Origin of the sequence: Meiothermus sp. Pnk-1, assembly GCF_003226535.1 — a bacterium.
In the GTDB taxonomy this organism is placed as follows: domain Bacteria; phylum Deinococcota; class Deinococci; order Deinococcales; family Thermaceae; genus Allomeiothermus.
On sequence record NZ_QKOB01000003.1, the window covers coordinates 248,036 to 271,086 of the forward strand.

19 protein-coding genes are annotated in these 23,051 nt (G+C 65.5%); 18 read left to right on the forward strand and 1 reads right to left on the reverse strand.

The features are described 5' to 3' along the window. Positions 1-89 precede the first annotated feature (89 nt). The 8 genes from DNA98_RS06025 (at position 90) to galK (ending at position 9,468) form a co-directional block, all read left to right on the forward strand. On the forward strand, positions 90-866 hold the full coding sequence (locus tag DNA98_RS06025) for a DeoR/GlpR family DNA-binding transcription regulator (protein WP_110527661.1): 777 nt from the start codon (positions 90-92) through the stop codon (positions 864-866). 172 nt (positions 867-1,038) lie between these two features. Beyond that, the gene (locus DNA98_RS06030) at positions 1,039-2,307 is read left to right on the forward strand and encodes an ABC transporter substrate-binding protein (RefSeq protein WP_110527664.1); all 1,269 of its coding nucleotides are present in this window, start codon (positions 1,039-1,041) and stop codon (positions 2,305-2,307) included. Positions 2,308-2,380: 73 nt separating this feature from the next. Beyond that, positions 2,381-3,337, forward strand: coding sequence for a carbohydrate ABC transporter permease (locus DNA98_RS06035; protein ID WP_110527667.1), 957 nt, complete (start codon positions 2,381-2,383; stop codon positions 3,335-3,337). Continuing rightward, positions 3,334-4,203, forward strand: coding sequence for a carbohydrate ABC transporter permease (locus DNA98_RS06040; protein ID WP_110527670.1), 870 nt, complete (start codon positions 3,334-3,336; stop codon positions 4,201-4,203). Before DNA98_RS06035 ends, DNA98_RS06040 begins: the two co-directional genes overlap by 4 nt. A 143-nt stretch (positions 4,204-4,346) precedes the next feature. Continuing rightward, positions 4,347-6,284, forward strand: coding sequence for a beta-galactosidase (locus tag DNA98_RS06045; RefSeq protein WP_110527673.1), 1,938 nt, complete (start codon positions 4,347-4,349; stop codon positions 6,282-6,284). A gap of 40 nt (positions 6,285-6,324) precedes the next feature. Further along, the gene (gene galT / locus DNA98_RS06050) at positions 6,325-7,368 is read left to right on the forward strand and encodes a galactose-1-phosphate uridylyltransferase (RefSeq protein ID WP_110527676.1); all 1,044 of its coding nucleotides are present in this window, start codon (positions 6,325-6,327) and stop codon (positions 7,366-7,368) included. A 31-nt stretch (positions 7,369-7,399) separates the two neighbouring features. Continuing rightward, positions 7,400-8,410, forward strand: coding sequence for a Xaa-Pro peptidase family protein (locus DNA98_RS06055; protein ID WP_110527679.1), 1,011 nt, complete (start codon positions 7,400-7,402; stop codon positions 8,408-8,410). An 8-nt stretch (positions 8,411-8,418) separates the two neighbouring features. Continuing rightward, the gene (gene galK / locus DNA98_RS06060; protein ID WP_110527682.1) at positions 8,419-9,468 is read left to right on the forward strand and encodes a galactokinase; all 1,050 of its coding nucleotides are present in this window, start codon (positions 8,419-8,421) and stop codon (positions 9,466-9,468) included. Here the strand turns inward: galK and hslO are convergent. Next, entirely contained in the window at positions 9,465-10,499 is a 1,035-nt protein-coding gene (gene hslO / locus DNA98_RS06065; protein ID WP_110527685.1) for an Hsp33 family molecular chaperone HslO, read from the reverse strand. The genes galK and hslO overlap by 4 nt on opposite strands. Before the next feature lie 229 nt (positions 10,500-10,728). Between hslO and gabT the strand changes: the two genes are divergently transcribed. The 10 genes from gabT to DNA98_RS06115 all read left to right on the forward strand — a co-directional run bounded on the left by gabT (position 10,729) and on the right by DNA98_RS06115 (position 23,046). Further along, positions 10,729-12,021: a 4-aminobutyrate--2-oxoglutarate transaminase gene (gene gabT / locus DNA98_RS06070; RefSeq protein WP_110527688.1), complete on the forward strand. Its 1,293-nt coding sequence runs from the start codon at positions 10,729-10,731 to the stop codon at positions 12,019-12,021. Positions 12,022-12,076: 55 nt separating this feature from the next. Next, a complete protein-coding gene (locus tag DNA98_RS06075; protein ID WP_110527691.1) occupies positions 12,077-13,144 on the forward strand; it encodes an ABC transporter ATP-binding protein in 1,068 nt (355 codons plus the stop codon). A 78-nt stretch (positions 13,145-13,222) separates the two neighbouring features. Then, positions 13,223-14,128, forward strand: a complete 906-nt coding sequence (locus DNA98_RS06080) for an ABC transporter permease (RefSeq protein WP_110527695.1) — start codon at positions 13,223-13,225, stop codon at positions 14,126-14,128. Between the two features lie 121 nt (positions 14,129-14,249). Next, positions 14,250-15,044: an ABC transporter permease gene (locus DNA98_RS06085; RefSeq protein WP_110527698.1), complete on the forward strand. Its 795-nt coding sequence runs from the start codon at positions 14,250-14,252 to the stop codon at positions 15,042-15,044. A 59-nt stretch (positions 15,045-15,103) separates the two neighbouring features. Next, positions 15,104-16,096: a spermidine/putrescine ABC transporter substrate-binding protein gene (locus DNA98_RS06090; protein WP_110528308.1), complete on the forward strand. Its 993-nt coding sequence runs from the start codon at positions 15,104-15,106 to the stop codon at positions 16,094-16,096. Positions 16,097-16,274: 178 nt separating this feature from the next. Then, positions 16,275-17,627: an aspartate aminotransferase family protein gene (locus tag DNA98_RS06095; protein WP_110527701.1), complete on the forward strand. Its 1,353-nt coding sequence runs from the start codon at positions 16,275-16,277 to the stop codon at positions 17,625-17,627. 147 nt (positions 17,628-17,774) lie between these two features. After that, positions 17,775-18,431, forward strand: a complete 657-nt coding sequence (locus DNA98_RS06100; RefSeq protein ID WP_110527704.1) for a GNAT family N-acetyltransferase — start codon at positions 17,775-17,777, stop codon at positions 18,429-18,431. 114 nt (positions 18,432-18,545) lie between these two features. Further along, positions 18,546-20,078 (forward strand): amidohydrolase, encoded by a 1,533-nt coding sequence (locus tag DNA98_RS06105; RefSeq protein WP_174719990.1) that lies wholly within the window; start codon positions 18,546-18,548, stop codon positions 20,076-20,078. Positions 20,079-20,181: 103 nt separating this feature from the next. Beyond that, a complete protein-coding gene (locus DNA98_RS06110) occupies positions 20,182-21,540 on the forward strand; it encodes an aspartate aminotransferase family protein (RefSeq protein ID WP_110528314.1) in 1,359 nt (452 codons plus the stop codon). Positions 21,541-21,666: 126 nt separating this feature from the next. After that, a complete protein-coding gene (locus tag DNA98_RS06115; protein WP_110527707.1) occupies positions 21,667-23,046 on the forward strand; it encodes an FAD-binding oxidoreductase in 1,380 nt (459 codons plus the stop codon). Positions 23,047-23,051 lie beyond the last annotated feature (5 nt).

Here is a 23,051-nt window from a genome sequence, read left to right on the forward strand (position 1 = left end):
GTTTACGGGGTGCGCCGTAAGCGATACCGCATCCGCGTACGATCCCCCACGGTTGGCAAATTTACTCGGCTTTCGTATTCTTTCGCTAGATGCCTTCCCTCGAGGCCACCCTGCGCCACCAAGCCATCCTCGAGCACCTACGCCAAGAAGGGCAGGTGCGGGTTGCTGAGCTTGCCCAACGTTTTGCGGTCTCGGCCGTTACGATCCGCGCCGACCTCGAGCACCTCGAGCGACAGGGGGCGCTCCGGCGCACCCGGGGGGGCGCGGTCCCGGCCCAGCAGCGGCGGTTCGAACTCCCGCTCGAGGCCAGCCGCCAGGTCCACGCCCGCGAGAAGGAGCGGATCGGACGCTACGCGGCGGGGCTGGTCCGCGACGGAGAGACCATCATCCTGGACGTGGGCAGTACCACCACCGAGCTGGCTCGAGCGCTGCCGCCCGGCTTGCGCAACGTAGTGGTGGTCACCAGCGCGCTCAACATTGCCCTGCTGCTGGAGTCGCATCCCGGCATCACCGTGGTGGTGACGGGCGGAACCCTGCGCCCCCTGCAGCACTCGCTGGTCAACCCCTACGGCACCGTGCTGCTCCGGGAGATCAACGCCGACAAGGCCTTTATCGGCTGTAACGGGGTCCATCCCGAGAAAGGCTTCACCAATACCAACCTGCAAGAGGCCGAGGTCAAGCGGGCCATGATCGAAGCAGCCCGTGAAACGGTAGTCCTCGCCGACCATTCCAAGATCATGCAGGTGGCCACCGCCCGGATTGCCCCACTCGGGGCGGCCCGGCTCCTGGTGACCAGCCCGAAAGCTCGGCCTGAAGACTTGGAGGCCCTGCGCAAGGTTGGGCTCGAGATCGCGCTGAGCACGTGATCCCTCCGGCTTTTGCGAAAGCTTTCAAAAGCCCGCAAAACTATTGACAAGCTCTCGAAAGTTTAGGTAAACTCTCCCCGCAGCCGCAGTTGGGTAGCCTGAGCCTGTAGCTTCTAGGCTCGCGTTTGCTTATGGCAAGGGCTGCTCAGGGGTAGCGCTGTGGAGGTATTCGATGAAGCGAAGGATGTGGTTGATCGCAGCTTTGGGTGCACTCTTGTTGACCGTGGGCTTGACCCAAAGCAACCTCACCGGCAAACTGGTCTACAACTCCAACCAGTCCGACCCCGTACCGCGCAAGTTCGACTCCATGGTGGTGGAGCTGTTCAAAAAGCGCAACCCCAACCTCCAGATGGAGTTCAACACCGTAGACCACGAGACCTTCCAAAACGTCTCCATCCGCACCTACCTGGCCTCCGACAACCCGCCCGACGTGCTCACCTGGTTCGCCGGGAACCGCATGCGGGCCTTCAGCAGCCGGGGCCTGGCCGCCGACATCACCGATGTGTGGAAGGCCAACAACTGGGAGAAGGTCTACCCCAAAGGCTTCCAGGCCCTCTCCAAGGACGCCAGCGGCAAGTACGTCTTCGTGCCGGTGAGCTACTACTGGTGGGCGGTGTACTACCGCAAGGACATCTTCGCCAAGCTGGGCCTTAAGGAGCCCAAGACCTGGGACGAATTCCTGGCGGTGTGCAAAAAGCTCAAAGACGCAGGCTATGTCCCCATCGCCAACGCCGCCAAAGAGACCTGGCCCCAGGGCGGCTGGTTCGACTTCCTGGACATGCGGGTCAACGGCCCCGCTTTCCACAAAGACCTCACCGACGGCAAGATCCCCTACACCGACGCCCGGGTGAAGAAGGTCTTCAGCTACTGGCGCCAGCTCGTCGATAACAAGTACCTGCTCGAGAACCCCGCCGCCTACACCTGGCAGGATGCCGCCAACCTGATGATCCAGGGCAAGGCCGCCATGTACCTGATGGGCGACTTCCTGCGCGACCAGTACCCCGACGACCGCGAGGCCGCCGAGCTGGACTTCTTCCGCTTCCCCATCATCGATCCCAAGGTGCCTATCGGCGAAGAGGCCCCCACCGACGGCTACTTCATCCCCGCCAAGGCCAAGAACCTGGCCAACGCCAAGGCCTTCTTGAGCTTCCTGGGCTCCAAGGAGGTGGCCGAGTTGGCCGCCAAGGAAGTAGGACGCCTGCCGGTGCGCAGCGATGTGGACGTCAAGACCCTCTTCAAGGACAAGCCCCACATCCAAAAGGGCATCGCCCTCCTGGCCGAGGCCGACGACATCTTGCAGTTCTACGACCGCGACACGGTGCCGGAGATGGCCCGCATCGGGATGGATGGCTTCGTGAAGTTCCTCAGCAACCCCGACCAGGCCGACGCCATCCTGGCCGACCTCGAGAACCAACGCAAGCGCATCTTCAGCCAACAGTAAGCTCTTCCAATAGGGCTGGGGTCCCCTCGAGACGCCTCGAGGGGGCTTTGGCTCGGAGAGCAAGGAGGCAATCGTGCAAATCACACCCCGGCTCCGCCGGAACCCGAGGAGAGCCGCGAGCTTCTACCAGGCCAGGTGGCTGGTGGTGTTCTTGGGGCTCCCGCTGCTGTTGTACTCGGTGTGGGTGATCTACCCTTTCGTCCGCACCTTCACCCTGGCCTTCACCAACTACGACGGGCTTTCCCCGGCCCAGTGGGTCGGCTGGCAGAACTTCCGGGAGATGTTCCAGACCGAGGCCTTCCGGCTGGCCCTGTGGCACAACCTGATCTGGATCCTGATCTTCATCACCGTGCCCACCTCCGCCGGGCTGGGCTTAGCGATGGTGCTCAACCAGGGGGTGCGCTTTGACCGTTTCCTGAAGATCGCCTACTACCTGCCGCTGGTGCTGGCCCCGGTGGTCACGGCGATGGTCTGGGGCTGGATCTACCATCCCCAGCAGGGGCTGGTCAACACCGTGATCGCCGGGTTTTTGGGCCTCCTCAAGGCCGTGGGGTTCGACGTAAACCCCGAGGAGGCCCGCAGCATCGGCTGGCTGGGCGACCCAAAGCTGGCCCTGATCTCGGTGATCGCCGCGGCGGTGTGGCGGCAGGTGGGGTACGTGATGGTGCTCTACCTGGCGGGGCTCAAGACCCTCGACGCGGAGGTGCTCGAGGCCGCCCGGGTAGACGGGGCTGAGGGGTTCAGCCTCTTCCGCCACATCATCTTCCCCATGTTGGCCCCGGTGACCACGGTGGTGGTGGTGATCTCCATCGTGGATAGCCTGCGCAGCTTCGACCTGGTCAATGTCATGACCGACGGGGGCCCCTTCAACAGCTCCGAGGTTTTGGCCAACTACATGGTCAAGACCGCTTTCCACGACTACCGACAGGGCTACGCCGCAGCGGTGGCGGTGATCCTCTTTCTGATCACCTTCGTGTTCACGCTGGTCTACCTGCGTCAGGTGATGGCGCAGGAGGAGAGAAACCGATGAGCGCTGCCACTGCCACCCAACCCCACACCCGTACCCGTAAGCTGCGCCGGGGCCCGAACCCCTGGGTGCTGGCCGTGGTCTGGTTTTTTGCCCTTTTATGGCTGGTGCCCTTCGTAGGGGCCATCATCACCAGCTTCCGCACCTTCGACGACCTCAACACCCGTGGGTTCTGGAGCGTGCCGCAAGAGATCACCGTAAATAATTACGTGCGGGCCTGGGGGCAGGCCGGGGTCAGCAAGTACCTGCTCAACAGCTTCAAAATCACCCTCCCGGCCCTGGCCATCTGCGTGCTGTTCGCCTCGATGTGCGCCTACGGGCTGGTGCGCTTCCGCTTCCGCCTGGCTATGCCGATCTACGTGATGTTCGTGGCCGGGCTGATGCTGCCCTTCCAGGTGCTGCTCTTGCCGGTGTTCTTCCTGGCCAACAAACTGCACCTCTACGACACGCTGTGGGCGCTGATCCTCTTCCACGCGGCCTTCCAGCTCGGCTTCTGCACCTTTGTCTTGCGCAACTTCATGAAGACCATCCCCTTCTCGCTCTTCGAGAGTGCGCTGATAGACGGAGCCAGCGAGTGGACCATCTTCCGCCGCATCGCCCTGCCCCTGCTGCTGCCGGGGCTGGCGGCCTTGGCCACCCTCGAGTTCACCTGGATCTTCAACGATTACCTGTGGGCCATCGTGCTGCTGCAGAGCGATGAGTTCAAACCCATCACCACCGGCCTGGCCAACCTGCGCGGGCAGTACGTCAGCGACTGGCCTTTGATGGTAGCGGGCAGCCTGATCGCCACGGTGCCCACCCTGGTGGTCTTCTTCGGCCTCCAGCGCTACTTCATCGATGGGCTGACGGTGGGGGCGACCAAGGGCTAGATACCCCGCGCAACATGACTGAGTGCACTGGCGACTTGATTTTTATTGTGCTGACCTCATGTCGTACGCAAAACGCAAGACGCTAAACGCGGTGGATCATCCCCTCTAGCGTAAATCTTGTCACCCAAACCAAAACCCCGACTATGCTTGGAGTCTGCTACTACCCCGAACACTGGCCCCGCGAGCGCTGGGCCGAGGATGCCCGCAGAATGCGGGAGCTGGGCCTGTCCTACGTGCGCATCGGCGAGTTTAGCTGGAGCCGCCTCGAGCCCCGTGAGGGGCGGCTCGAGTTCGAGTGGCTCGACGAGGCCATCGAGACCCTGGGCCGTGAGGGGCTCAAGGTGGTGCTGGGCACCCCCACCGCCACCCCCCCTAAGTGGCTCGTCGACAAGCACCCCGACATCCTGGCCTACGACCTCCAGGGCCGGGTGCGCAAGTTTGGCTCGAGGCGCCACTACAGCTTCTCCAGCCGCAGCTACCTCGAGCACTCCCGCCGCATCGTGACGGCTATGGCCCAGCGCTACGGCACCCACCCCGCGGTGGCGGGCTGGCAGACCGACAACGAGTACGGCTGCCACGACACCACCCGCAGCTACGGCCCCGAGGACCTGCGGGCCTTCCGAGAGTGGCTGAGGGCCAGGTACGGCTCGATCGAAGCGCTGAACGCGGCCTGGGGCAACGTCTTCTGGAGCATGGAGTACCAGGGCTTCGAGGAGGTCGAGCTGCCCAACCTCACCGTCACCGAGGCCAACCCCTCCCACTGGCTCGACTTCTACCGCTTCTGCTCCGACCAGGTCGCGGCCTACAACCGCATGCAGGTCGAGATCCTGCGCCAGTACTCGCCAGGGCGCTTCATCGCCCACAACTTCATGGGCTACACCCCCGACTTCGACCACTTCAAGCTGGCCGAGGATCTCGACGTGGCAGGCTGGGACAACTACCCGCTGGGCTTTACCGACGTGGAGGTGCTGCCGGTGAGCCAGGAGGACAAGCTGCGCTACGCCCGCACCGGCCACCCCGACATGGCCGCCTTTCACCACGACCTCTACCGGGGCGTCAAGGGGCGCTGGTGGGTGATGGAGCAGCAGCCGGGACCGGTCAACTGGGCGGCCCACAACCCCTCCCCCGCCCCCGGCATGGTGCGGCTGTGGACCTGGGAAGCCTTCGCCCACGGGGCCGAGGTGGTGAGCTACTTCCGCTGGCGGCAGTTCCCCCAGGCCCAGGAGCAGTTCCACGCCGGGCTCAACCGCCCCGACTTCCAGCCCGACGTGGGCTATTTCGAAGCGCAGCAGGTAGCGCGGGAGCTGGGGACGCTCGAGCTCCCCCCCACCCGCCAAGCCCCGGTGGCCCTGGTCTTCGACTACGAGGCCGACTGGGTCTGCCGCATTCAGCCCCAGGGCCAGGAGTTCAGCTACCGCGACCTGACCTGGAGCTTCTACCAGGCGCTGCGCTCCCTCGGCCTGGACGTGGACTTCGTGAGGCCGGGAGGGAACCTCGAGGGCTACCGGCTGGTGGTGGTGCCCAGCCTGCCCATTCTGCGCGAGGAGGCGCTGCGGGCCCTGCGCTCTGCCCAGGCTCCCGTCGTCCTGGGGCCGCGCACCGGCTCCAAGAGCGAATCGCTCTCCATCCCCCCCGAGCTACCCCCAGGACCGCTGCAAGCGCTGCTGCCCCTCAAGGTGGTGCGGGTCGAATCGCTACGGCCGGGTGTGGACTTCGAGGTGGAGTGGGAAGGGGGGCGCTACCGCTCGTCCATCTGGCGCGAGTGGGTAGAATCCGATCTCACGCCCGCTGCCAGTTTTGGCGACCACCGAGGAGCCCTCTGGCGACAAAACCACCTGCACTACCTGGCCTTCTGGCCTACGGTGACGTTTTTGCGGGCGTATTTAGGAGATCTGGCCCGCGCCCAGGGCCTGCCTACCCTCTCCCTCCCGGAAAGCTTGAGGTTGCGACGGCGGGGCCACCTGACCTTCGCCTTCAACTATAGCCCCCACGAACAGCAGGCCCCGTCTCCTCCACAGGCCCACTTCGTCCTGGGCGGCCGCGCGATTCCGCCCTACGGGGTGAGCGTTTGGGAGGAATGAGAAAGTTTTGGTAAGCTATCGAAAGCACGGGGAGATCCTCATGCATAAACGCGCGTTCAAAAAAGCCGATGGCCGGGTGATGTTCCTCTACGGCAACGCACCCCATACCCTACCCCCGTTGGAGGAGATGGAGCCAGCCCCTGTTCCGCACCCGCACCTGCGCTGGCACCCCCTGCGGCAGGAGTGGGTGGTGTATGCCGCCCACCGGCAAAACCGGACTTTTCTCCCTCCGCCCGAGTACGACCCGCTCTCCCCGACCAAACCCGGCGGTTTCCCCACCGAGATCCCCTTCGAGACCTTCGAGATCGCGGTCTTCCCCAACCGCTTCCCCTCGCTCACCCCGCACCCAGGCCCACCCCCTGGGGAGATCCCGGTACCCGTAGCCCCGGCCCAGGGCGAGTGCGAGGTGGTGGTCTATACCCCCGAGCAGACCGGGAGCCTGGCCACGCTCTCGCAAGAACGCCGCGAGCTGTTGGTACGGGTGTGGGCCGACCGCTACCGCGAGCTGTTGGCGCGGGAGGAGGTGCGCTTCGTGATGCCCTTTGAAAACCGGGGTGAGGCTGTTGGGGTCACGCTGCACCATCCCCACGGGCAGATCTACGCCTACCCCTTCGTCCCGCCGGTCATAGAAAAGGAGGTCCATAGCTTCCGCGAAGGCCCGGTGCTGGTCTCGCTGCTGAACCACGCCGCACCCTACGTGGTCTGCCAAGACGAATACACCCTCGCCATCGTCCCGCCCTTTGCCCGCTACCCCTACGAGGTGCTCGTCTATCCCAAACGCTTCCACCCTGGCCCCTGGAGCTTCAGCGATGCCGAGTTCGCCAGCTTTGGCCAAGTTCTGGGCGAGGTGGTGGCGAAGTACGATCGGCTCTTCGCCCGCCCAATGCCCTACATCATGCTCCTGCACGCTGCGCCCAAGGGGGAGGAGGCCACCTTCCACTTTCACGTCGAGTTCTACGCCGCGCTGCGCACCCGCGATAAGCTCAAATACCTAGCCGGGACCGAAGTGGGGGCCGGGACTTTCGCGGTGGACGCCCTCCCGGAACAGACCGCTAAGGCGCTACGGGAAGTCAAAGCCTGGTAGAGCGGCGGCCTTTACACCTACACTGGTCAACATGAACACAACAGCGCTGAAAAAACTCCGAACCTGGATGGACCAGCACGGCTTCGAGCGCTTCTTCGTGCAACACCCGGAGAACTTCGCCTGGCTCAGCGGGGGCGGGGACAACACCGTGGTGGTGAACCGTCCAGTGGCCTGGCTCGAGGTCCCCGGCGGAGCCGATGCCCCGGTTAAGCTCCATACTTCCCACATCGAGGCGCGGCGGTTGGCCGAAGAGGAGGTGCCAGGGCTCGAGGTCATCCCGCATCCCTGGTACAACCCACCCCATCTACCTAGCCCCAACGACTCCGAGCACGACCTCACCCTGCTGCGGCTGGTGTTAGGCCCCGAGGAGCAAGAGCGCTACCGGGCTTTAGGCCAGGACGCGGCAAGAGCAATCGGAGAAGTGATGCGAGACGCCGAACCGGAATGGACCGAAACCGAACTCGCCGGGGCAGTCGCAAGCGCCCTCTATGCCTACGGCATTCAGCCAGTAGTGCTGTTGGCGGCAGGCGAGGAGCGCATCTTCAGCTACCGCCATCCGCTGCCCAAGAACCGGCCCCTCGGCCGGTTAGCAATGGCCGTGCTGTGCGGACGGCGTGCAGGGTTGATCGCCAACGTCACCCGGGTCAAGACCTGGGGACACCGCCAGGCGCGGGCGCTCATGGATCGCGTTTTGCAGGTGGAGGCGGCCGCTCTTAGCTGCACGGCGCCCGGCAAAACCTTGGCGGAAGTTTTCCTCGCTTTGCAGCAAGCCTATACCGACATCGGACACCCCGAAGCCCTCGAAGAACACCACCAGGGTGGGCTTACCGGTTATAAGCCGCGCGAGATGCTGGCCACCCCGAGCAACCTGACCGTCCTCGAGCCCGCCATGGCCGTAGCCTGGAACCCCAGCCTGAGGGGGGCCAAGGTAGAGGACACCTTTTTGATCGGTGAGAATGGCCTGGAGAACCTCACCTTAGACCCCCGCTGGCCCACGGTCGAGGTGGAGGGGCGGTCAAGGCCCGGCCTGCTGGAAGGATAGGCAAGCCTATGGATTTCAAAGACCGCTTCGGCACCCCCCCGGAGGCCAGCGCCCAGGCCCCGGGCCGGGTCAACCTGCTGGGTGAACACACCGACTATAACGACGGCTTCGTCCTCCCTACCCCGCTGCCCTACTTCACCTATGTCGAGGTGGGAGCGCTCGAGGGCCGTATCGAAGGCTACGCCGAGAACTTCGGCGAAACTCGTTCTCGCTCCCTGGAGGAGGGCAGACAAGGAGACTGGCTCGACTACCTGGCGGGGTGCGTCTGGGTGCTGCATAAGGCAGGCCACCGGATCCCCGGTGGGCGCTTCTACGTGCGCAGCGAAGTACCGATGGGGGCTGGTCTTTCCAGCTCGGCCGCGCTCGAGGTCGCCACCCTGCGGGCTCTCCGGGCGCTGTATCGGCTTCCCCTCGACGACAAGCAGATCGCCCGGCTAGCCCAACAGGCCGAAGCCGAATACGTGGGGGTACGGGTAGGGATCATGGACCAGATGGCGAGTTCGCTGGGCCAGCCGGGAGAGGCGTTATTCCTGGATACCCGCACCCTCGCCCACCAATTGGTGCCGCTCCCCAGGGGGTACAAAGTGGCGGTGGTGGACTCCGCCGTACCCCGCCGCCTGGCCGAGGCCGGGTACAACGAACGTCGCTCCCAGTGCGAGGAGGCTGCCCGCCTCTTAGGGGTGAAAGCCCTGCGCGATGTGGGGCTGGACCGGATGGACCAAATCGAGGCCCTGCCCCCCCCGCTCGACCGTCGCGCCCGCCATGTCGTTACCGAGAACACCCGGGTGCTCGAGGGGGTCAGAGCGCTCGAGCAGGGAGACATCGAACGCTTGGGCGAACTTATGCTGGCCTCGCACCGTTCGCTGCGCGATGATTATGAAGTCTCGATTCCCGAGCTTGACCAGCTGGTAGAGCTGGCTATGCAAAACGGTGCCGTTGGGGCGCGGCTCACTGGGGCAGGTTTCGGTGGGGCCATCGTCGCCCTGGTGCCGGAGCAAGAATACGAGCGCTTCAAAGCCGGGGTGACCCGTGGCTATCCCCAAGCCCGCTTTGTTTAGGCCCGGGGGCCCTCGTCCCGCCGAACCCTCCGGCCACAGGTACAGGTTTCACCGTCGTGGTGCACCTCGAGGCCCGCAGCGGTCTGGAAGTACCACAGCGTTCCGCAGTCTGGACAGCGCACCTCACCGCCGGTAGAGGGCTCGGCCAACGAACGGATTTCCTCGGGGGTGATCCAGTAGCGCTGGTTGCACCAATGACACACCGCCTCCGCCCCGCCGTCCTTGGTGATCATCTCTTCGCGCTCGCCGCGATCAAAAAAGATCAGCGCCTCGCGAGCTTTCTGTTGGCTACAGGTACACCGAAATTGGAGCGGGATGTAGTTGCCCTCAAAGCCCAACGCCCTCAGGTCGGTACGGGTGTAGTCTAGCCCCTTGAGCAGGATTTCCACGGTACGCTCCATGCCGTGCTCAGCCAAAAGCGGGGTGATCCCGCCCAGCCGTCTCAGGTTGGCCTCGAGCGCGTCGATTACTGCCTGCGAAGCTTCCGGCATCACCTGGACGATCACTCCACCCGCCACCTGCACGCGGCCATCCCCGTGTACCCGTACCCCTAAGAGCACCGCCGAGGGCACCTGTTCGGACTGCCAGAGATAGTGCGCTAGGTCTTCGGCGATCTCACCGGAGACGAGCTCGGTGGCGGAGTCGTAGATTTCGCCGTTGGACAGGGCTCGGCTTACCCGCAGCTGCCCCTTCCCGACCAGGGCACCCACGTTGAGCTTGCCGTCGCGGCGTAGAGGAAGCTCAGCCCGAGGGTTTTTGGCGTAGGCCCGCACCGTACCATCCGGCCCAGCGTCCACGATCAACCCCCCCAGCGGTCCGTCCCCATCGAAGCGCAGGTCCACCCGCTCGCGCGGGGTCTTGGAAAGCAGAAAAGCCAGCAACAACCCGCCCGTCATCGCACGGCCCAGCGCGGCGGTGGCGGTAGCGGAAAGGCCATGGCGCTGCCGGGCCTCTTCGGTAATATCGGTGGTGTCGGCGGCCAGGACGCGCAAACTTCCCGCTGCGGCAAGGCCGTGAATCAACCGTCCCATTACTTAATCGATTGTAGTCAGAAGCGGAGGGAGAATGGGGTACCAAGGCAGGATTAGGGGCCCCGTAGGGTACGCCCGGATAGCTATCGGTTATTTAGATACCTCACCCTGCACAATTCCAATTGTCAGACCTCCATCTCAAGCTTTAGGCTTGAAGCGTTCTTCTGTAGGTATCGGTTAGGGGGTAGCCGTAAACGCTATTTCCAACGTTGCCGCGGAAAGGGGAGCCATGCCAACCACCGAATCGCGCAATCAGGCCTTGTTGGAGTTGCGACAAAAGGTCGTCCCACGCGGGGTCTCCCAGGTCCACCCTGTCGTGGCGGAGCGGGCGCTAGGAGGAAAAATCTGGGACGTGGACGGGCGGGAATATCTGGACTGGATCGGTGGGATCGGGGTGCTGAACGTGGGGCACAACCACCCGCGGGTGGTGGCGGCGGTCAAGGCCCAGCTCGAGCGCTTCAGCCACACCTGCTTTCAGGTCACGGCCTACGAGGGCTATATCCGGCTGGCGGAAAAACTCTGCCAAAGCGCCCCCGGTGATGCCGAGAAAAAAGCCTTTTTCGTGACCACCGGGGCCGAGGCCACCGAGAACGCCATCAAAATCGCCCGAGCCTACACGGGGCGACCTGCGGTAATCGCCTTCCGGCACAGCTTCCACGGGCGCACCCTGATGGGCCTGACCCTCACCGGCAAATCCCAGCCCTATCGCCAGAACTTCGGCCCCTTCGCCCCCGAGGTCTACCATGCGCCTTATCCTTACGAATACCGAGGAGTAGATACCCAAACCGCCCTCGAGGCGCTGCAAGAACTCTTCGACACCGAGGTCTCGCCGGAGCGGGTAGCAGCCCTCATCATCGAGCCGCAGCTAGGCGAGGGGGGCTTCGTCCCCGCCCCAGCGGCGTTTTTGCGCTCGCTGCGGGCCCTCACCCAACAACACGGCATCGTCTTGATCGACGACGAGATCCAAAGCGGCATCGGGCGCACCGGCAAGTTCTGGGCCATCGAGCACGCGGGGGTCGAACCCGACCTGATCACCTTCGCCAAGAGCATCGGCGGGGGGCTGCCCATCGCCGGGGTGCTGGGCAAGGCCGAGATCATGGACGCGCCCCTGCCCGGCGGGCTGGGCGGCACTTTCGCCGGGAACCCCTTAGCCTGCGCGGCGGGGCTGGCGGTGCTCGAGGTCTTCGAGGAGGAGCAGCTCCTGGAGCGGGGCCAGCGGCTGGGCGAGATCCTGCACGAGGGCTTCGGCAAACTTCAACGCCGCTTCCCTCAGATCGGCGACGTGCGCGGCCTGGGGCCGATGGTCGCCATGGAGCTCGTCAAGGACCGCCAAAGCAAAGCCCCCGACCCCGCCCTCACCACCCGGGTCTTCGATGCGGCCCGCGAGCGCGGACTGCTCCTGATGAAGGCTGGGATGTACTCCAACGTGATCCGCTGTCTGGTCCCGCTGGTGGTGAGCGAGGCCGAGGTGCGCAAGGGTCTGGAGATCCTCGAGCACAGCCTCGAGGCGGCGACCGCATGAGGTTGCGGTTGCCACAAGCCGCCAGCCGTGGATGCGGTGATAAGGAGCTAATCTAATGGCTGTGTCTATACCCGCGAACCTCCAGGATCAGGCGGCCACCGGGAGCTTATCGGTGCGGGAGGTGGTCAAGCGCTTCGGGGAAGTGGCCGCGCTGCGTGGGGTGAGCCTGGAGATCCAAAAGGGTGAGTTCTTCACCCTGCTGGGGCCTTCCGGGTGCGGCAAGACCACCCTGCTCAGGATCATCGCGGGTTTTGAGCTGCCTGACGAAGGAAAGGTCTGGCTGAACGGGGCAGAGATCTCCGCCTGGCCGGCCAACCGCCGCCCCATCAACACAGTTTTTCAGAGCTACGCCCTGTTCCCCCATCTCAACGTCTTCGAGAACGTGGCCTTCGGCCTCAAGAGCCGCCGTTTCCCCAAGGCCGAGGTCGAGCGGCGGGTGGAGTACGCCTTGGGGCTATTGCAGATCGAAGCGTTGGCCAACCGTTACCCGCATCAACTCTCCGGCGGCCAGAAGCAGCGGGTGGCCATGGCCCGGGCCTTGGTCAACGAACCCGAGGTGCTGCTGTTGGACGAGCCGATGAGCGCCCTCGACGCCAAGCTGCGCGCCGAGGTGCAGGTGGGCTTGCGCCGCCTGCAGCGTTCGCTGGGTACCACCTTCATCCTGGTCACCCACGACCAAGACGAGGCCATGACGGTCTCCGACCGCGTCGCGGTGATGCGCGAGGGGCAGGTGGTGCAAGTGGGAAGCCCCGAGGAAGTCTACGCCGAGCCCAAAACCCGCTTCGTGGCCGAGTTTTTAGGAACCGCCAACCTGATCCCGGCCAAGAAGAGCGGCAGCGGGGCGGAAACCCCTTTGGGACCCCTCCAGGTAGCGCGCCCGCTGCCCTGGAGCGAGGGAACTTTGGCCATCCGCCCCGAGCGAGTGCAGATCTGCCCCACCCCGCCGCCCCTCAACGGGGTGGCGGCGCGGGTGCGCGACGTAGTCTACCGGGGGTCGCACCAAGAGGTCTGGCTCGAGCCCGGGAACTTACGGGTGCGCACCGCGCCTTACCCTCCGCTCTCCCCTGGCCAAGAGGTATGGGCCGGACTGCCACCCGAGGGGCTGGTGGTACTGGATGATTGAGGCTAAACGCAAGACGCAAACCGCAAAGCGCCTGGGAAGCGGCTGCGCTTTACATCCAGCACCTTGTCGGAGGTATGCATGAACCGCCTTCTGGTCTGGTACGGCGAACTCGGCACGGCGGGCTCGATTCTCCGGCGGGGGTTGATGTTCCTGCTGCCGGCTTTGCTGTGGTTGCTGGTTTTCCTGATCCTGCCGGGCCTAGCCCTGGTAGCGGTGGCCTTTGCCGAGCGGGGGAGTTTCGGGGAGATCCTCTGGAACTTCAGCCTGGAAAACCTCTCTAGGCTCCTCGGCTACGGCATCTTTGGCTGGAGCCCGGACAACCTGATCATCCTGGCCCGCACCGTCTGGGTGGCCTTCATAACCACCCTGATCTCGGTACTGCTGGCCTACCCGCTGGCCTTCTTCATCGCCAGCCGCAAGCTCCACCAGCGCTACGTGTGGCTGGCGTTGGTCATCATCCCTTTCTGGACCAACCTGGTCATCCGCACCTACGCCTGGCAGCTCCTGTTCGCCCCGCAGCTGCCCTTCGCCCAAATCGCCGCCGCCCTCCACCTGATCGAGCCAGGGACCGCGCTCAATCCCAGCTCCTTCGCGGTGTACGTGGGCATGGTCTCGGCCTTCCTGCCCTTTGTGGTGCTTCCCTTGTACTCCTCGGTCGAGCGGTTGGACTGGAGTTTGGTGGAAGCCGCCCAGGACCTTTACGGCAGCCGCAGCCGGGTGTTCTTCCAGGCCATCCTGCCGCAAACCCTGCCGGGCCTCACGGTGGGGGTCATCCTCACCTTCATCCCGGCCATGGGCATGTTCGTGGTGCCCGACCTGTTGGGCGGGGCCAAGTACCTGCTGGTGGGGAACCTCATTCAGCAGCAGTTCTTTTCCAGCCGTGACTGGCCCTTCGGGGCCGCTCTCAGCCTGGGATTGGTGTTGCTGACCCTCATCGCCCTGCAAATCTACCGGCGCAGCGGAAAGGAGGTGGATCTGGTATGACGCTGAACGCTGAACGCAAGACGCTAAACGCGGGTTATGCGTCGTACGTCGTACGTCCTACGCCAGACGCAAAGCGCAAGAGGCAAGACGCCTTGGCCCTCGGCACAGCCGGAGGCTCTTTATGAGCCGCCTTCCCCCCGCCTTAGGCATCACCGCCGTCTTGACGCTGGCCTTTTTGTACTTGCCCATGCTGGCGGTGGCGGTGTTCTCGGTGAACACCACCCGCTACGGGCTCGAGTGGGGCGGTTTTAGCTGGAAGTGGTACGTAGGGCTCTTCCAAAACGACCAGATCCTCGAGGCCGCGCGCAACACGCTGGTGCTGGCGGTGGCCTCAACCCTGATCGCCACCGTGCTGGGCACCATGCTGGCCATCGCCCTCGAGCGCTACCCCTGGACCCGGCGGGCGCGGACCTTTCTCGACAACCTGCTCTACTTGCCGGTGGTCACCCCAGACATCATCCTGGCGGCAGCCCTGGTGGTGGCGTTCAGCTTTTTGCGGCTGATCTCCGGGATTTTCGAGCTGGGGATGGTCTCGATGATCATCGGGCACGTCACCTTCCAGATCGCCTTCGTGGCGCTGGTGGTGCAAAGCCGCTTGCGCAGCCTGGGCCGCGACCTGGACGAGGCGGCCCGGGACCTCTACGCCAATTACAGCTACTACCTGCGCCGGGTGCTCTTACCCCTTCTGGCCCCAGGGATCGTGGCCGGGGCCATGCTGGCCTTTACCCTCTCCCTCGATGACTTCGTGATCAGCTTCTTCACCGCCGGGCCGACCTCGCAGACCCTCCCGCTGTTCATCTACGCCTCGGTACGGCGAGGGGTCACGCCGGAGATTCACGCGCTCTCGACCCTCATCTTCCTGGTGACGGTGCTTTTGGTGCTCCTGTCGGAACGGCTGAGCCGCCGGGCCGCTTGAATCCACCCTTGACGGAGGTAACTGTGCAGCGAACCCTGATCCTGCTAGCCCTGGCTTTGATGTCTTTGGCCTTCGCCCAAAACAAGGAACTGCGGCTATTTATCTGGTCGGAGTACATAGACCCCAAGCTCCTGGAGGAATTCACCCAGCAGACTGGCATCAAGGTGCGGGTAGACCTCTACGAATCCAACGAGGACATGCTGGCCAAGCTGCAAGCCGGAGGGGTGAGCCAGTACGACGTGATCGTGCCCGGCGATTACATCATCCCCACCCTGATCCAGCTCAAGCTGATCCAACCTTTCGACAAGAGCAAGCTCCCCAACTTGAAGAACCTCGACCCCAAATTCGCCAACCCCCCGTACGACCCCGGCAACCGCTACAGCGCGGCCTACCAGTGGGGGATGTCGGGGATCATGTACCGCAAGGACCGGGTCCCAACCCCCAAAAGCTGGGGCGTGATCCTGGGGCCGGGCGGGAGCGGGCCCTTCGTGCTGATGGACTCGATCCGGGAGATGATGGGCGGCGCCTTACGCTATTTGGGGTACAGCATCAACAGCAAAGACCCCAAGCAAGTACAAGCCGCCGGTAAAGTGCTGCTCGAGGCGAAAAAGAGCAGCCGCTTCCTGGGTTTTGAAGGCGGCGTGGGGGCCAAGAACCGCCTGGTGGCGGGAACCGCGACCTACGCGGTGGTCTACAACGGCGATGCCATCAAGGCTGCCGCGGAAAACGACAAGGTGGGCTTCGTGGTGCCGCAGGAGGGCGCGGCCCTCTTTGTGGACAACCTGGCCATCCCCGCTAAAGCCCCCAACCCCGAGGCGGCCCACAAATTCATCAACTTCATCCTCGACCCCAAGATCGGGGCCCGGCTCTCCAACTTCAACCGCTACGCCACCCCCAACAAAGCCGCCCTACCCTATATCAACCCCGCCGACCGCAAAAACCCCGCCATCTACCCCGACGCCAAGGTGATGGAGAAGCTCGAGTTCGTCCTGGACCTGGGCAAAGATACCCGCCTATACGACGAGGTGTGGACCGCGGTCAAGAGCCGCTAGGGGCGATATGGACGTCCAAAAGGCTTGCATTCCTCCGCCGTAAACCTTGGGGCTCACCTTGCTTGATTCCCTGTACTGATGCTCCATGGTGGATCATCCTCTGGTGAGGCCGTTCCAGAGCCAGGCCATTAGATGACCAGGCTGTGCCCACTGCTTGGCATAAAAAGACGGAGGAAGCATGCCCTACATCAACCTGAAAACCCCCATCCCTGGCCCCAAAAGCCAGGAGCTCAACGCCAGGCGCGCCGCTGCGGTGACCAGCGCCCTGGCCCAGGCCAACCCTATCGCGGTCAAGAAAGCCCACGGCTCGCTGGTGGAAGACGCCGACGGCAACACCCTGATTGACCTCGCCGGCGGCATCGGCATGATGGCGGTGGGACACACCCCACAGGCGGTGGTGGAGGCCATCAAAGCCCAGGCCGACGAACTATTGCACATCTGCTCCATCGTGGCCAACTACGAGCCCTATGTGGCCCTCTGCGAAGCCCTCAACCGCCTCACCCCCGGCGACTTCCCCAAGAAGACCCTGCTCAGCAGCGGCGGGGCCGAGGCGGTGGAGAACGCGGTCAAGTTCGCCCGGCGCTACACCGGGCGCTCCGGGATCCTCGTCTTCGAGGGGGCCTATCACGGGCGCAGCAACCTGACCATGGCCATGACCAGCAAGTGGGGATTGTTCAAGAAGGGCTTCGGCCCCTTCGCCTCCGAGGTCTACCGGCTGCCCCTGCCCAACCTCTACCGCACCCCCCAGGGCATGACCCCCCAGGAGTACGTGGAGTGGAGCTGCTGGAACCTCGAGAACGCCCTCACCGCCCACATCGACCCCAGCGCCCTGGCGGCCATCGTGATCGAGCCGGTGCTGGGAGAGGGCGGCTTCATCCCGGTGCCCCACGAGTTTTTGCGCAAGATCCGCGAGGTCTGCGACCAAACCGGCGCGGTGATGATCGCCGACGAGATCCAGTCGGGCTCGGGCCGCACCGGCAAGCTGTGGGCCATCGAGCACTCCGGCGTCGTCCCCGACCTGATCATCTCGGCCAAGAGCCTGGGCGCGGGCATGCCCATCAGCGCGGTCACGGGCCGGGCGGAGATCCTGGACAGCCCGCACGTAGGCGGGGTGGGCAGCACCTACGGGGGCAACCCCCTGGCCTGCGTGGCGGCCTTGAAGGCCCTCGAGATCCTCCAGTCCCCCGGCTTCCTCGAGCGCGCCCAACACATCGAGCGCATCGTCCGGGAGACCTTTGAGCCCATACAGTCGGAGGTCGTGGCGCTGGGTGACGTGCGCGGGGTAGGGGCGATGATGGCCCTCGAGTTCGTCAAGGATAAAGCCAGCAAGGAGCCCTGGTCGGACTTCACTATGAACACCATCAAGGCGGCCAACCAGAACGGGGTCATCTTGATCCGGGCCGGGCTCTACACCAACTGCATCCGCTTTCTGCCCGCCCTGGACATTCCCGAAGATATGCTTCGGGAAGCCTTGGAGGTCGTGGCGAACGCTATCCGCACCACCCACCAAGCGATGGCGGCGACGGCGTGAGGAGGCAAAATGCCAAACGCCAGGCGCAATACGCTGGCCACCCCCAACGCCGAAGCCGGAACTCCTCAACAACCCTGCGGTCTGGCCCACCGATGAACAGATGTTGGACGCAAATCAAGAGCCGCTAAAGGTTATGGTCTAGGTGCGATGAACGTGATCCTGCAAAGCCATGACCAGCGCTTCGCGGTGGTACACAGCGAACCCTGGATGGCCCCCCACCTCGAGGCCATCCAGGCCGCCTCCTTCCCCGACCTCGCCCCCCACGAGCGCATGCGGGCCGAGCACTACCTCTCGCAGATGCGCATCTTCCCCGAGGGGCAGCACGCGGTGCTCGAGGTGGCCACGGGGCGGGTGGTGGCCTGCTCCACCGACCTGCGCGCCAAGGTGGACTTCGCCCACTTCGCCCACAAGTACCTCGAGGCCGTGGGCGGCAACTACCTCACCACCCACGACCCCCAGGGCGACTGGCTCTACGGCGCCGACATCGGCGTACACCCCGAGTTCCGCGGCCACGGCCTCTCCACGCTGCTCTACACCGCCCGCCACCGGCTCATCCGCCGCCTGGGGCTCAGGGGCCACGTGGCCGGGGCCATGCCCAAGGGCTACGGGGCCTACCGCGAGCAGATGCCCATCGAGCAGTACGTGCAGCGCGTGGTGCGGGGCGAGCTCTTCGACCCGGTGCTCTCGATCCAGCTCAGGCGGGGTTACGCGGTGTGGGGCATTATCCCGGACTACCTCGAGGACGCCAGTTGCGCGAATTACGGGGTGTTCATCGTGTGGCGGAACCCGGAGGTGGGTTTGTGAACGCAAAACGCAAGACGCTAAACGCAAAACGCGGGGCGTACGTCGTACGCCAAACGCCAGACGCCAAACGCCTTCACCTTAGCCCTCGACCCTCGACGCAACCGGAGGTTGCCCGTGAAAGCTGACACCCTGATCCATGGGGGCACCATCCTCAACCCTGGCCCCGCGCCCGGCGAGCTCGAGGGGCTCGAGGCCCTCGCGCTGCGCGAGGGGCGCGTCCTGGCGGCGGGGCGGATGAGCGAGCTCGAGCCCCTCCTCTCCCCCACCACGCGGCGGGTGGACCTCGAGGGCCAGACCCTGCTGCCCGGCTTCAACGACGCGCACGTGCACGTGTGGAAGGTGGGGCAACTGCGCACCACCCTGCTCGACCTGCGGGGCGTGGAGAGCTTGGAGGCATTTTATGCGGCGGTCCGGGAGCGGGCCAGGACCCTGCGCCCCGGCGAGTGGCTGTGGGGGCGCGGCTGGAACGAGGCCCGCCTGGGCGGCTGGCCCGACCGCTCGACCCTCGATGCCATCGCCCCACGCAACCCGGTGCTGCTGACGCGCACCTGCGCCCACATCCACGCCGTGAACACCCCAGCCCTACAGGCGGCGGGGGTCACCCCCGAGACCCACGTGCCGGGCGGGGAGATCGACTTCGGACGCGGCCTCCTCTACGAGACGGCCTACGGGCTGGTGTTCAAGGCCATGCCCGCGCCCACCCAGGCCGACTACGAGCGCTGGGTGCTGGCGGGGCTGGAGCACCTGAAGTCGCTGGGCATCACCAGCGCCACCGACCCCGCCGTGGACCCACCGCTCTACGCGGCCTACCGCGCCCTGGACGCCGCCGGAAAGCTGCCCATCCGGGTCAACCTGCTCTACATCCGCCGCCCGGACGGGGGCAGCGAGACCTTCCCCCTGCCCGAAAAGCACCGCTCCGACTTCCTGCGCTGCGACTCGGTGAAGTTCTTCGCCGACGGGGGGCTTTCGGGGGCCACCGCTGCAGTGAGCGTTCCCTACCGCAACACCCAAGGCCCTAACCAGGGCGTGCTCCGCTTCGAGACCGAAGAACTCTACGCGCTGGCCCTCGAGGCCCACCGCCAGGGCTTCCGCATCGGCACCCACGCCATCGGGGACCGGGCGCTGGACCAGGTTTTGGAGGTGTACGGGCGGCTTTACCGGGACTCTCCCGGACCCCGGCACCGCATCGAGCACTTCGGGCTGGCGGGGGAGGAACACCTCGAGCTCGCCCGGCGGCTCGGCGTGATCGTCGTGCCCCAGCCGGTGTTCCTCCACGAGCTGCGCGCCAACTTCCTCAAGTACCTGCCCGAGGCCATGCGCTGCCGCTGCTACAACCTGCGGGCTATGTTCGCCGCAGGGCTTACCGTGGCGTTTTCCAGTGACGGCCCCGTGGTTCGGCAAGTTGACCCACTCACAGGCCTCCGCGCGGCGCTCAAAGAGCCCCTCTGTGCGGGGAACGAGGTGAGCCTCGAGCAATCCCTCTGGGCCTACACGATGGGCGGGGCCATCGCCCAAGGCGACCAGGGAAACCGAGGGAGCTTGGAGGAGGGCAAGTGGGCCGATTTGGTGATCCTGGAGGGTGACTTAGCGAAGATCGAAAGCCTCTCGGTTCACCGAGCCACGGTCGGGGGGGAGGATTTGGGCTAAACGCAAAACGCAATGGATCAAACTCGCCGTGCTACCAGACCGCTTAGGATAGCCCATGCCCGCCTGGGCTGGAAATCGAGCAAATCCCTGTGAGGAACCCATCATGACCCATCCGGTTCAGATTGACCGCGACCGCGTGAAAGCCCTAATGCAGAGCGAGCAGAAGCGCTTCGCCGAGCATCACCCGCGCTCCTTCGAACTCTACCAACGGGCCAAAAACTCCCTGCTGGCCGGGGTCCCCATGCACTGGATGACCCGCTGGCCCGGCGGCTTCCCGCTCTTCGTGGCCGAGGCCAGAGGGGCCACCTTCCGCGACGTGGACGGGCTGGAGTACGTCGACCTCTGCCTGGGCGACACCGGGGCCATGACCGGGCACTCCCCGCCCGCCGTGCTGCCCAAGATCACCGAGCAGCTCGCCAAGGGTATCACCACCATGCTGCCCAGCGAGAACGCCTTCTGGGTGGCCGAGGAGTTGCAGCGCCGCTTCGGCCTGAAGTACTGGCAGTTCGCCCTCAGCGCCACCGACGCCAACCGCTTCGCGCTGCGGCTGGCCCGCGCCGTCACCGCTCGCCCCAAGGTGCTGGTGTTCAACGGCTGCTACCACGGCACCGTAGACGAGGCCTACGTGAGCCTGGTGGGCGGCGAGGCCCGGAGCCGCCCCGGCAACATCGGGCCGCAGGTCGACCCTACCCTCACCTCCAAGGTGGTGGAGTGGAACGACGTGGAGGCCCTCGAGGCCGCCCTAGCCCCCGGTGACGTGGCCGCGGTGCTGGCCGAGCCGGTGATGACCAACGTGGGCATCGTGCACCCCGAGCCGGGCTACCATCAGGCCCTGCGCGAGCTGACCCGCAAATATGGCACCCTGCTGATCCTCGACGAGACCCACACCCTCTCGGCGGGACCGGGGGGCTACACCCGCAAGCACGGCCTCGAGCCCGACCTGCTCACCGTGGGCAAGCCGCTGGCGAGCGGCATCCCCGCCGCCGCGTACGGCTTCACCGAGGAACTCGGGCGCAAGGCGCACGCGGTCATCCAGCCCCCCTACGCCGACACCGGCGGCATCGGCGGCACCCTGGCCGCCAACGCGCTCTCGCTGGCGGCGATGCGGGCCACCCTCGAGCACGTCCTCACCGAGGAGGCCTACGAGCGCATGATCGCGCTGGCCGAGCGGCTGGAGTGGGGCGTGAAGGGCGTGATCGCCAAGCACAAGCTCCCCTGGCACGTCACCCGCGTGGGCTGCCGCGTCGAGTACCTCTTCCGCCCCAACCCCGCCAAGAACGGCTCCGAGGCCCTGGCCGGCCAGGACCCCGACCTCGACCCCTTCATCCACCTCTACATGCTCAACCGCGGCGTCCTGCTCACCCCCTTCCACAACATGGCGCTGATGTCCCCGGCGACGCTCGAGGAGCACGTGGACCGGCATACGGAGGTGTTCACGCAAGCGGTGAAGGAGTTGTTGTAGGAGCAGGGGGCGTCTTGCGTTTTGCGTATTGCGTAGGACATACGACGTACAACCCCCCAGCGTTCGGCATGCGATGTACGACCATCGCGCCAAGCGCCTGCCGCAGACTGTATACTGTATACACTTATGTCCAACCTCGAGGCCGAAGTGGTCGTCTGCGGAGCCGGGATCGCCGGGATCGCCGTGGCTTACGAACTGGCGGTGAAGCGCGGGGTGAAGGGCGTGGTGCTGCTCGAGCAGGACGCTCCCCTCTCGCTCACCAGCGACAAGTCCACCGAGGGCTATCGCAACTGGTGGCCCGGGCCCGACGGGGCCATGATCGCCCTGATGAACCGCAGCATCGAGCGGCTCGAGCAGATCGCCGGGGAGAGCGGCGACCGCATCGGGCTGAACCGGCGGGGCTACCTCTACGCTACCGCCGAGGCGGACGAGATTCCGCGGCTGGCCGAAGCTGCGGAGAATGCTGCGCGGATGGGAGCGGGGCCGCTGCGCCTCCACGACGGGAAGGGGGAAAGCTACGTCCCTGCACCCGCTCACGGCTTCGAGGGACCGCCGGATGGGGCCGACCTCATCACCAACAAAGCCCTGATCCGGCGGCACTTCCCCTACCTGGCCGAGGACACCGTAGCCGTGCTGCACGCCCGGCGGGCTGGGTGGTTCTCGGCGCAGCAGTTAGGGATGTGGATGCTCGAGCAGGCCCGCGCCCACGGGGTGCGGCTGGTGCGGGGCCGGGTGACGGGGGTCCAGACCGCGGCAGGACGGGTGAGCGCGGTGGAGGCGCGGCGCGAGGATGGCTCGGCCTTCACCGTCCGGACCCCCTGCTTCGTCAACGCGGCGGGGCCCATGCAGAAGGCCGTGGGGCAGATGCTGGGGGTGGAGATCCCCGTCTTCGCCGAGCTTCACCTGAAGATGAGCTTTGCCGAGCACCTGGGCGTGGTGCCCCGCGAGGCCCCCCTGCTGGTCTGGATGGACGAGGTGCGGCTGCCCTGGAGCCCGGAAGAACGGGAGGTGCTGGCCGAGGAGCCCTCGACGCGCTGGCTGCTCGAGCCCTTCCCCCCTGGCGTCCACTGCCGCCCCGACGGGCACGGCGAGAGCCACACCCTGATCGTGCTGTACAACTACCACCTCGAGCCGCTCGAGCCCCGCTTCCCCCTTCCTGCCGACCCCCACTACGCCGACATCGCCCTACGGGGCATGTCGGTGATGGTGCCGGGGCTGCGGCGCTACTTCGACAAGGCCCCCAAGCCCTACATCGACGGGGGCTACTACGTCAAGACCCGCGAGAACCGCCCGCTGATCGGACCGCTGAGGGTGCAGGGGGCCTACGTCGTGGGGGCGCTCTCCGGCTTTGGCGTGATGGCGGCCTGCGCGGCGGGCGAGCTGCTGGCGGCGCACATCCTGGGCGACCGGCTGCCCGAGTACGCCCCGGCCTTCGCGCTCGAGCGCTATCAGAACCCCGAGTACCGGAGGAGGCTCGAGGCCTTCGGCGACGGAGCGCAACTATAAAACGA

Coding starts and splice junctions, on each gene's coding strand:
- DNA98_RS06025 (WP_110527661.1), top strand. CDS start 90: ATGCCTTCCCTCGAGGCCACCCTGCGCCACCAAGCCATCCTCGAGCAC.
- DNA98_RS06030 (WP_110527664.1), top strand. CDS start 1,039: ATGAAGCGAAGGATGTGGTTGATCGCAGCTTTGGGTGCACTCTTGTTG.
- DNA98_RS06040 (WP_110527670.1), top strand. CDS start 3,334: ATGAGCGCTGCCACTGCCACCCAACCCCACACCCGTACCCGTAAGCTG.
- DNA98_RS06045 (WP_110527673.1), top strand. CDS start 4,347: ATGCTTGGAGTCTGCTACTACCCCGAACACTGGCCCCGCGAGCGCTGG.
- galT (WP_110527676.1), top strand. CDS start 6,325: ATGCATAAACGCGCGTTCAAAAAAGCCGATGGCCGGGTGATGTTCCTC.
- DNA98_RS06055 (WP_110527679.1), top strand. CDS start 7,400: ATGAACACAACAGCGCTGAAAAAACTCCGAACCTGGATGGACCAGCAC.
- galK (WP_110527682.1), top strand. CDS start 8,419: ATGGATTTCAAAGACCGCTTCGGCACCCCCCCGGAGGCCAGCGCCCAG.
- hslO (WP_110527685.1), bottom strand. CDS start 10,499: ATGGGACGGTTGATTCACGGCCTTGCCGCAGCGGGAAGTTTGCGCGTC.
- gabT (WP_110527688.1), top strand. CDS start 10,729: ATGCCAACCACCGAATCGCGCAATCAGGCCTTGTTGGAGTTGCGACAA.
- DNA98_RS06075 (WP_110527691.1), top strand. CDS start 12,077: ATGGCTGTGTCTATACCCGCGAACCTCCAGGATCAGGCGGCCACCGGG.
- DNA98_RS06080 (WP_110527695.1), top strand. CDS start 13,223: ATGAACCGCCTTCTGGTCTGGTACGGCGAACTCGGCACGGCGGGCTCG.
- DNA98_RS06085 (WP_110527698.1), top strand. CDS start 14,250: ATGAGCCGCCTTCCCCCCGCCTTAGGCATCACCGCCGTCTTGACGCTG.
- DNA98_RS06090 (WP_110528308.1), top strand. CDS start 15,104: ATGTCTTTGGCCTTCGCCCAAAACAAGGAACTGCGGCTATTTATCTGG.
- DNA98_RS06095 (WP_110527701.1), top strand. CDS start 16,275: ATGCCCTACATCAACCTGAAAACCCCCATCCCTGGCCCCAAAAGCCAG.
- DNA98_RS06100 (WP_110527704.1), top strand. CDS start 17,775: ATGAACGTGATCCTGCAAAGCCATGACCAGCGCTTCGCGGTGGTACAC.
- DNA98_RS06110 (WP_110528314.1), top strand. CDS start 20,182: ATGACCCATCCGGTTCAGATTGACCGCGACCGCGTGAAAGCCCTAATG.
- DNA98_RS06115 (WP_110527707.1), top strand. CDS start 21,667: ATGTCCAACCTCGAGGCCGAAGTGGTCGTCTGCGGAGCCGGGATCGCC.